Origin of the sequence: Nostoc sp. NMS4 (assembly GCF_017115095.1) — a bacterium.
GTDB lineage: Bacteria > Cyanobacteriota > Cyanobacteriia > Cyanobacteriales > Nostocaceae > Nostoc.
In genome coordinates, this window is the sequence record NZ_JABXKI010000240.1 from 20,813 (window position 1) to 27,192 (window position 6,380).

Genomic DNA, 6,380 nt, shown 5'->3' on the forward strand with positions numbered 1-6,380 from the left:
CCAAAACCCAAAACCCAAAATTGTTATGGTTAGTCTGCTAGAAAATCCCTTGCGCGTTGGTCTGCAACAACAAAGGATGCCCGAACCCCAGATTATAGTCATTTTTGGCGCTTCTGGCGATCTCACTTGGCGCAAACTAGTGCCAGCGCTTTACAAATTGCGGCGAGAACGGCGTATTCCCCCAGAAACTACTATTGTCGGTGTGGCACGTCGAGAATGGAGCCACGAATACTTCCGTGAACAAATGCAAAAGGGCATGGAAGAGGCGCATCCTGATGTCGATTTAGGGGAACTCTGGCAAGATTTCTCTCAAGGTCTGTTCTACAGCCCTGGAGATATAGACAACCCCGAAGGCTACCAGAAACTCAAAAACTTATTAAGTGAATTAGACGAAAAACGGGGCACGCGAGGTAATCGAATGTTTTACCTCTCAGTTGCCCCTTCATTCTTTCCCGAAGCGATTAAGCAGCTAGGAAGCGCCGGGATGCTAGAAGATGCCTACAAACATCGTCTAGTAATTGAAAAACCCTTTGGTCGAGACTTGGCTTCTGCCCAAAGTCTTAACCAAGTGGTGCAGAAATTTTGCAAAGAAAACCAAGTATACCGCATTGACCACTACTTGGGTAAAGAAACAGTCCAGAATTTGCTAGTGTTCCGCTTTGCAAATGCAATTTTTGAGCCGTTGTGGAATCGTCAATTTGTTGACCACGTACAAATTACCGTAGCAGAAACCGTGGGAGTGGAAGACCGCGCTGGTTACTATGAAAGCGCCGGCGCACTCCGGGATATGTTGCAAAATCACCTCATGCAACTTTACTGTCTAACGGCAATGGAAGCACCCAATGCAATGGATGCCGACAGCATCCGCACAGAAAAAGTGAAGGTACTCCAAGCTACTCGTTTAGCTGATGTTCACAATCTGTCACGTTCGGCAGTACGCGGTCAATATAGTGCTGGCTGGATGAAAGGTGAAGCAGCGCCAGGGTATCGGACAGAACCAGGCGTTGATCCCAACTCCACCACACCTACCTACGTCGCCATGAAGTTTTTGGTAGATAACTGGCGCTGGAAAGGTGTGCCTTTCTACTTGCGTACCGGAAAGCGGATGCCGAAAAAAGTCAGTGAGATTTCGATTCACTTCCGCGAAGTTCCATCTCGGATGTTTCAATCTGCCGCGCAACAGACAAACGCCAATATTTTAACGATGCGGATTCAGCCAAATGAAGGTATTTCTCTACGTTTTGATGTGAAAATGCCAGGGGCAGAATTCCGCACCCGTTCTGTTGACATGGACTTTAGTTACGGTTCCTTTGGCATCCAAGCAACATCCGATGCTTACGATCGCTTATTCCTTGATTGTATGATGGGCGATCAAACATTGTTCACCCGCGCGGACGAAGTAGAAGCCGCTTGGCAGGTAGTAACACCAGCCCTTTCCGTTTGGGATGCACCCGCAGACGCAAATACTATTCCCCAGTACGAAGCCGGTACCTGGGAACCAGCAGAAGCAGAATTCTTAATTAATCAGGATGGCCGGCGCTGGCGCAGACTGTAAATATTAGTCATTAGTCATTGGTCATTAGTCACTAGTAACAACAAATGACAAATGACTAATGACGAATGACAAAATCCAAAATCCAAAATCCAAAATCCAAAACTTCCTATGGCTCCCCAAGCTTCGACAATTTATTCACTTCAAACGCCCAAAGATATTTCGCTTAACGAAATAGATACCGAACTGAGTCAAATTTGGCAAAGTTACGGCATCACTGGCGAGGACGGTGGACTTCCTGCTGCTACTCGGGCTACTACATTTACCTTAGTGGTTTATGAACCGGAAGAAACCCAGTATCTATTGGCTACTTTGGGATTTTACAACGGCCCGCTTGATGGGATTTTAGGGCCTCAGATGGTAGCTGCTTTGCGGCAAGTGCAGACAAAATATGCACTGCCAGATACTGGAACCGCAACTCCTGAAACCCTGGCTATCTTGAGAGAAGAATTCATCAAACGTCAAGGAAACAGCGCTACGGGAGACAATGGTTCTATTGAACTTCCCAGCTTAAGCTTAAATGCTCCAAGCCCCAGAATTGCCGATGAAATTGCCCTCCGCAACCCTTGCCGCATCATCGCCCTATTTCCCATTACTGGCGAAGATACAGGGGTCAAGGCTCAAGTTTCTGCCTATTGCCCCATCCAAAAGCAATCGTCAAGGACACTAATTTGCTGCGAATACATCACTCTCAGTGGAACTGCTGCTGCCTTAGAACGCATCGGTGGGATGATTCCAGCCTTGTTGATTGGCGGCTTACCAAAGTTTCTTTGGTGGAAAGCAACACCAGACCCCAATAACGGTCTATTCAAGCGGCTGTCAGCAGTTTGCAATAATGTGATTGTAGATTCTTGCCGCTTTAACGAGCCAGAAAGTGACTTACTCCACCTCCAAGATTTGGTGGAAAGTGGGGTTCCCCTAGCCGATCTCAATTGGCGTCGCCTGTCAGCATGGCAGGAATTGACAGCTGAAGCTTATGACTCACCTCATCGTCGGGCTGCGCTTCGGGAAGTTGACCGAGTAACTATTGATTACGAAAAAGGCAACCCCGCACAAGCATTGCTGTTTTTGGGTTGGTTAGCAAGTCGTCTCGAATGGCAGCCAGTTTCCTATCAAAAGGAAACCGGAGATTATGATATCACTCGCATTAACTTTATTGCCCAAGACCAACGGCAAATAGAAACCGAATTAGCGGGTGTTCCCCTTGCTGATGTGGGTGAGATTATTGGCGACTTGATTGCTTTGCGCCTCAGTTCGACCAATCCGAAGGCAGACTGTGGTACAGTAATTTGCTCCGAAACTGGTGGTTGTATGCGGATGGAAACTCACGGCGGCGCTCAATCTGCCGGTCTGTTTCAACAGGTGACTTCACTTTCAGAACAAAAGGCGGAAGCTTTGCTGAGTCAGCAGGTACAACGCTGGGGACGCGAGTCACTTTTTGAAGAAAGTTTGGGAATTACAGCGAATATTTTCAAGTTGGCAACAAATAATTAGTTTCGTTTGGATAGCATAAAAGTTACCAAAATTGCGGAAATCAAACACAAGCCCTTCAGATTTTTGGATATTTCAATTATCTAGAGGGTTTTTCTATTTTCCTTGTGTGATTTATCCAGAATCCTTTATTAGCAAGATTTTTGAGACTTAACGGCAAAAGTCAGCAAATAAGTCTGTAAATATTTATGGAATTTAGAGCAAAAATCATGTAGTCCTAGTTGAACCATTATGTTCAAGTAAACTTAGCTTTTTCAAGTTAAAAATCATGTCTACCAACTCTCAGCAATCCATGAAAAAGAAATTCTTGCTGTCTCTCGGTACAGTTGTTATTGGCAGTTCTACTGTTTTTGGTTTTTGTAGTCAAGCTTCTGCTTTCGACGTAAAAGCAGGGCCGATCTGGAACAATGATGATGCAAAAGTTAAATGCCCTGTAGCTGCTCAATCTCATAATGCTCAATGGAATGGACAGTGGAGAACCACTGTACCCGGAAAAGAGTCTGTTTGTGGTGTATCCAAAGTTTTCAATGTAAAAGCAGGGCCGATCTGGAACAATGATGATGCAAAAGTTAAATGCCCTGTAGCTGCTCAATCTCATAATGCTCGATGGAATGGGCAGTGGAGAACCACTGTACCCGGAAAAGAGTCTATTTGTCAGATTGTGAAAGAGTGAACTACTCCGCCGTAAGACGGACGTAGCTCTCTAAATTCATCGGGAATGGGCAATTTCAAAGTCCCTTTCCCAAGCTTGGGAGAAGAATTTAGGGTTAGGGCTTTTGGTTCATCAAGAAGTCTATTGAAAAGAGAAGTCGTATTTGCCTCCACGCTCAAGGGCGCGTTTATAAGCAGGTCGTTCGTGAATGCGATCGGCAAATTCTTTGAGCTTTGGCCGGTTCTCGACCTCTTCTCTTTGCATAGCGACTACTTCTAGGGGAAAACTCATTTGTATATCGGCGGCGGTAAATTCTTCACCTACAAACCACGTATTTTTACGGAGTTCGCCCTCTATGTAATCAAAGTGAAGTTTGATCTGGGGCGCGACGAATCCGCTAACCACGGGGCTGTCCCCTGCACCGAAATTGCTCAATACCAACTGCATCACCAATGGTGGCATTGCAGAACCTTCGGCGTAATGCAGCCAATACTTATAGCGCAAATGTTCCGGTGTACCGGATGCTGGGACTAACCGACCATTACCGTAGCGATCGCTTAAGTATTCGATAATTGCACCCGACTCAGCGATCGTTAAGTCTGCATCTGTAATTACTGGTGACTTACCGAGGGGATGGACTTGGCGCAGCGATTCCGGTGCCATCATTGTCTTGGCATCGCGTTCATAGAATTTGATCTCGTATTCAATACCTAATTCTTCAAGTAGCCACAGCACACGCTGCGATCGCGAGTTGTTAAGATGATGCACTATTATCATAAAACGTTCCTCTTTTGGTAGCTGATTATTATCTGATTTCAGCTAATCTCCAACTGTATTATTAAACAGACGTTTCCAGCCTAACTCCCCTAATTGGCTAGTTTTCTTGTTTCTAATTGGTATAAGTTTGAGTTAGTCGGTTGGAGAAACTGGTGCATCTGCTTTTGCAAAAAGCGACGATAGACACACAGCCAATAGTCAAAATAGTTGCTGCATTACAGCGATTTTCAGGTAAATGAACCACACAAATAGACCTCTCTCCAAACCTCTCTCCTACGAGGAGAGAGGCTTTGATTTTCTCCCCAACGCTAGTAGGGAAGGGGTTGGGGGTTAGGTCTTATAATTGTGGTTTAAATACATGAAAACTGCTGTAAAAATCTAATTTGTTTCATTTATGGCTTTAGTCATTGCTGGGGAACGTAGTGGGGTGGGTAAGACAACAGTCACGCTCACCCTTTTAGCATCTTTACGCCGTAGCGATCGCTTGGTGCAATCTTTTAAGGTAGGGCCAGACTACATCGATCCGATGTTTCATCAACACGTAACCGGTCGTGCTTGTCGCAATTTAGACCCCGTATTGACTTCTGAAGCCTACGTTCAGCAATGTTTTGCCCATCATAGCCAACTGAGTGAATATACCCTAGTAGAAGGGGTAATGGGATTGTTTGATGGAATTGGGCATGGGCAAGAAAAGCAAAAATCAACTGACTTTGCAAGTACCGCACACATTGCACGGCTGTTAGATTTACCTGTGGTGTTGGTGATTGATTGTAGTCGTTTATCTGGTTCTGTAGCTGCGATCGCTCACGGCTATCGATCTTTTGATCCGCGAATTAAAATAGCTGGGGTAGTATTAAATCGTGTCGGCAGCGATCGCCATCTCTCTCTCCTCAAAGATTCCCTAGAACCCTTACAATTACCTATTATCGGCGTACTGCGCCGTCAAGATAACATCACAATTCCCGATCGCCATTTGGGTTTAGTACCCACAGCCGAACTTCCCGAACTCAACGCTTTAATCGATCGCCTCGCCGATTTAGGAGATACTTGCTTCGACTGGCAACGTTTATTACCTCTGTTAAAATCAGAACCTCTTTCTCCCTCTGCTTCAGCCTCCTTATCTCGCTCATCCCCAGTTAAGATTGCAGTAGCCCGCGATCGCGCTTTTAATTTTTACTACCAAGACAATCTCGATTTGCTGCAACAGCTTGGCGCAGAATTGGTTTTCTGGAGTCCCTTAGAAGATGCTGACATACCAAAAGATATTCAGGGAATGTATTTTGGCGGTGGTTTCCCAGAAGTTTTTGCCCAGCAACTCGCAGAAAATACTATCGTTCGTGATGCAGTGAAAACGGCAATACTTAAAGGAATGCCTACAATTGCCGAATGTGGAGGATTGATGTATTTGTGCGAGCAAATTATCGATTTTGAGGGTAAACCTTGGTCGATGGTGGGAGTTATACCAACATCTGCTGTGATGGGTGGGCGTTTAACTTTGGGCTATCGTCGTGCAGTCGCTTTGCAAGATAATTTGTTAGTTAAAGCAAATACAACTGTTTACGGACATGAGTTTCATCGTTCCCATTTAACCTTAACTCCCACTCACCCTCTATTTAAAACTTCTCGCTACGATTGTGAAGAAAATATGGGATACGAAGGATGGGGTTTACCTGCAAATGTTCATGCTTCTTATGTTCATTTGCATTGGGGAGAAAGTAGAGAAATTCCCCAGCAGTTTCTTAAAGAATGTTTAAAAGTAGCATCTTCATGAACCTGGATTTAACCAGGACTTACGCACTGAGATCCCCCAACCCCCTTAAAAAGGGGGCTTTAGAAGTTCCCCCCTTTTTAAGGCTACGGTGTATACACAAGTCGAATTACCCCCCTTAATCCCCCCTTGCAAAGGGG

At 45.3% G+C, this 6,380-nt stretch carries 5 protein-coding genes; 4 read left to right on the forward strand and 1 reads right to left on the reverse strand.

Annotation, left to right across the window (positions count from 1 at the left end; all coding sequences use genetic code 11):
* Positions 1-25: 25 nt before the first annotated feature.
* The 3 genes from zwf (at position 26) to HWQ37_RS21835 (ending at position 3,716) form a co-directional block, all read left to right on the forward strand.
* The gene (gene zwf / locus HWQ37_RS21825) at positions 26-1,555 is read left to right on the forward strand and encodes a glucose-6-phosphate dehydrogenase (RefSeq protein WP_292750769.1); all 1,530 of its coding nucleotides are present in this window, start codon (positions 26-28) and stop codon (positions 1,553-1,555) included.
* A gap of 108 nt (positions 1,556-1,663) precedes the next feature.
* Positions 1,664-3,046 (forward strand): glucose-6-phosphate dehydrogenase assembly protein OpcA, encoded by a 1,383-nt coding sequence (opcA, locus tag HWQ37_RS21830; RefSeq protein ID WP_292750771.1) that lies wholly within the window; start codon positions 1,664-1,666, stop codon positions 3,044-3,046.
* A gap of 265 nt (positions 3,047-3,311) precedes the next feature.
* Positions 3,312-3,716 carry a mannan-binding lectin gene (locus HWQ37_RS21835; RefSeq protein ID WP_292750773.1) on the forward strand — a complete coding sequence of 135 codons (405 nt, stop codon included), beginning with the start codon at positions 3,312-3,314 and terminating at the stop codon, positions 3,714-3,716.
* 120 nt (positions 3,717-3,836) lie between these two features.
* Here the strand turns inward: HWQ37_RS21835 and HWQ37_RS21840 are convergent, their stop codons facing one another.
* A complete protein-coding gene (locus tag HWQ37_RS21840) occupies positions 3,837-4,472 on the reverse strand; it encodes a glutathione S-transferase family protein (RefSeq protein WP_292750775.1) in 636 nt (211 codons plus the stop codon).
* A gap of 394 nt (positions 4,473-4,866) precedes the next feature.
* On the opposite strand from HWQ37_RS21840, the gene HWQ37_RS21845 reads away from it, so the two are divergent.
* A complete protein-coding gene (locus tag HWQ37_RS21845) occupies positions 4,867-6,243 on the forward strand; it encodes a cobyrinate a,c-diamide synthase (protein WP_292750777.1) in 1,377 nt (458 codons plus the stop codon).
* The last annotated feature ends 137 nt before the right edge of the window (positions 6,244-6,380 follow it).